The following is a 3,029-nucleotide window of genomic DNA, read 5'->3' as shown; positions in this document are numbered from 1 at the left end:
GGCTGGCAGAGGCTGATGCGAATGTGGCCGGCGGCCGCCTCGCCGAAGCTGGAGCCGGGCATCACGCCAACCTTTTCCTTGTCGAGCAGGGCCCAGGCGAATTTCTCGTCGTCCGGCTCGACGGCCGAGATGTCGAGCATGACATACATGCCGCCCTCCGAACCGCGCACGGTGACATCGTTCATGCCCCGCACGGCGTCGAGCAAGACGGTGCGGCGTGCCGCGTAGCGTTCGGCGATCTCCTTGACGCCGTAACGGTTCTCCAGCGCCTCGGAACAAGCGATCGAGATGAAGGCCGGCAGGCCGTAGGTCGTCACCAGATTGAGATTGATCATGAGCGTGATCATCTGCTCCGGTCCCGTCAGCCAGCCCATGCGCCAACCGGTCATGCCGTGGCTCTTGGACATCGAATTGATGACCAGCGTGCGCTCGGCCATTCCTGGCAGCGAGCGCGGCGAGACGTGCTCGCCGCCGCCGAGCGTCCAGTAGACTTCGTCCGACAGCAGCCAGAGGTCGTGCTCCCGGCAGACTTCTGCCAACTGTTCCAGCCGCTCGCGCGAATAGACCGCACCGGTCGGATTGTTCGGCGTGTTGATCAGGATGGCGCGCGTGTTCGGCCGGATTGCCGCGCGGATCATGTCGGCTCGCGGCTGGAAGCCATCCTCGGCCGGTGTCTCGACGACGGTGAAATCAGCGCCAGCGGCGCTGAACGTGTTGGGATAGGTGGCATAATAGGGTGCCACGACGATGGCGTGATCGCCCTGGTCGAGCACGCCCTGCACGGCCGCGTAGAGTGCGGCCTGGCCGCCCGGCGTGGCGATCACCTGATCCGGCGATGTCTCGACGCCGGTGCAGGCGCTCGAGGCTGCGGCCATCGCCTTGCGCAGGCGCGGCAAGCCGGGAAGCGGGGTGTAGTGATGATTGCTGCCGCGAACCGCGGTCACACAGGCTTCAATGGTCTGCGAAGGCGTGTCGAAATCATGGTCGCCAACCGACAGCATGATGATGTCTTCGCCGGCCTCCTTGCGCGTCCAGGCGGCGAAATGGACTTCCCAGCCGTCCTTGCCCGAAGGCACGATGCCGGAAATGCGCGATGATGGTCTAGGCATGCAAAACTCCCGAAATTTCGTAGCCGGCCTGTTCGAGCCGGTCGCGCAGGGCGGCGATGTGCGGTGGTCCGACTTCGCAGCAGCCGCCAACGATGCTTGCGCCAGCCTCCACCCAGCCGATCGCCTGGTCTGCATAGGCATCCGGGCCAAGGTCGTGACGAGCGTGCAGCACATCGACGGTGCCGCCGTGCTTAAGTGCTTCGGTTGACGTGAAGCCATTGGCATATGCGCCGACCGGGCCGCCGAGGCCGATCAGTTCAGGCAAAGCCGCGGCGATTGCTTCCGGCCGGCAGCAATTGACCAGCCGCGCTGCGACTGCCAGGCCGTCGAGCGCGCTTGCCGCGGTGGCAATGGCTTCGCCGCTGCGCAGCCGCGGCTTGCCGTGGTCAGCCAGCGTCCACGATACCCATACCGGCTTGCCGCTTTCCGATGCAGCGGTCACCGCTGCGCGGGCTTCGTCCGCCGACGCCATGGTTTCACACAGGAACAGGTCGACGCCATCGGCCTGCTCGGCAACGATGCGGCGGTAAATCTCGAGCGTCTCCTCGAAGGAAATGGTCAGTGCCGGTGCATAGCTGCCGAAAAGCGGCGACAGGCAACCGGCGATGGCTGCATCGCCGGCCTCGTCGCGGGCCTGCCTGGCCAATTCGATGCCGCGCTTCTGCAATGGCTTGAATAGGTCTTCCGCACCTTCGCGCGCCAGGCGTTCGGGTGTCGCAGAATAGGTGTTGATGGTGATGACACGTGCGCCGGCACGGATGAATTCCGCGTGCAGGTCGCGCACCAGATCCGGTTCGTCGATCAGCACCCTGGCCGACCATAGCGGCGTCGGCTCGGATTGGCTGCGGCGGACCAGTTCCTGGCCCATGCCGCCATCGGTGAGGATGATTTTCTTCATGCGCGCAGCCTTTCGTTCTTCGGATCCCACAGCGGTTCATCCTTCTGCACGATTGCCTGAAAGCGGTCACCGAAGATTTCGACCTCGACTGATGTACCTGGTTTGGCCAGGTCGGCGCGCAGCATGCCGAGCGCGATCGACTTGTCGATGCGATGGCCCCAGCCGCCGGACGTCGTCTCGCCGACGATCTTGCCGTCATGCCAGAGTGTAGAAACTGACGGAGCGTCGCAATCGCCGGGGTTTTCCACCACCAGCGTGACGAAGCGCTTCTTCACGCCTTGCTGCTTTTCGTTCAGCAGTGCCGCCTTGCCACGGAAGTCGGGCTTGTCCCATTTGACGAAGCGTTCGAGCCCGCCCTGCAGGATCGAATAGTCGGTCGACAGATCGCCTTTCCAGGTGCGGTAGCCTTTCTCAAGCCGGAGCGAATCCAGCGCGTACATGCCGAAAGGCTTCAGCCCGTGCTGCTGGCCTGCGGCGCAGACGGCATCGAAGATGGCGGCGGTGTCGTCGATCCTGGTGTGGATTTCCCAGCCGAGTTCGCCGGCGAAGGAGACGCGCACCAGTTTGGCCCAGCGGCCGGCGATCTTCGTCTCCTGATGCGTCAGCCATGGCAGAGTGAGGTCGGCTTCGCAGACATCGGCGAGGATTTTTCGCGAGTTCGGGCCGGCCAGGATCTGGGTCGAGAATTCTTCGGTCCGGTCGATCAGCTTGAACGGTGCGTCCTTGGGCATGCGCGACTTCAGCCATTCGAAATCATGCCACTGCGCGACCGCCGCGGTGATCAGCGTCATCAGGTTCTCGTCGTGACGCACGACGGACATTTCGGTGACGATGCGGCCCTTGTCGTCGGCGAAATAGACGAGACCGATGCGGCCTGGCTTCGGCACCAGTCCGGTGACCTGCAGGCTCAGCCATTCGGCGGCACCTGGACCATCGAGATTGAAGCGCGAGAACCCAGGCAGGTCCAAAATGCCGGCAGCGTCACGCACGGCCAGGCATTCTTCGCGCGCACGATGCTGCCC

3 protein-coding genes are annotated in these 3,029 nt (G+C 64.2%); all 3 read right to left on the bottom strand.

Annotation, left to right across the window (positions count from 1 at the left end):
• Nucleotides 1-1,109, bottom strand: a 1,109-nt coding sequence (locus EOA22_RS29130) for a pyridoxal phosphate-dependent aminotransferase (RefSeq protein ID WP_164755954.1), incomplete at its 3' end; no start/stop codon positions are given.
• The gene (locus EOA22_RS29125; protein ID WP_013531135.1) at nt 1,102-2,007 is read right to left on the bottom strand and encodes a homocysteine S-methyltransferase family protein; all 906 of its coding nucleotides are present in this window, start codon (nt 2,005-2,007) and stop codon (nt 1,102-1,104) included. The genes EOA22_RS29130 and EOA22_RS29125, both read right to left, overlap by 8 nt.
• A partial coding sequence (locus EOA22_RS29120; protein WP_164755952.1) for an aminomethyltransferase family protein occupies nt 2,004-3,029 on the bottom strand: 1,026 nt, incomplete at its 5' end. The genes EOA22_RS29125 and EOA22_RS29120, both read right to left, overlap by 4 nt.

The organism is Mesorhizobium sp. M7A.F.Ca.US.014.04.1.1 (genome assembly GCF_003998745.1).
Taxonomy (GTDB): Bacteria; Pseudomonadota; Alphaproteobacteria; order Rhizobiales; family Rhizobiaceae; genus Mesorhizobium; species Mesorhizobium ciceri.
Note: the sequence above shows the minus strand (reverse complement) of the source record. Positions and strands in the feature narration are given on the sequence as shown.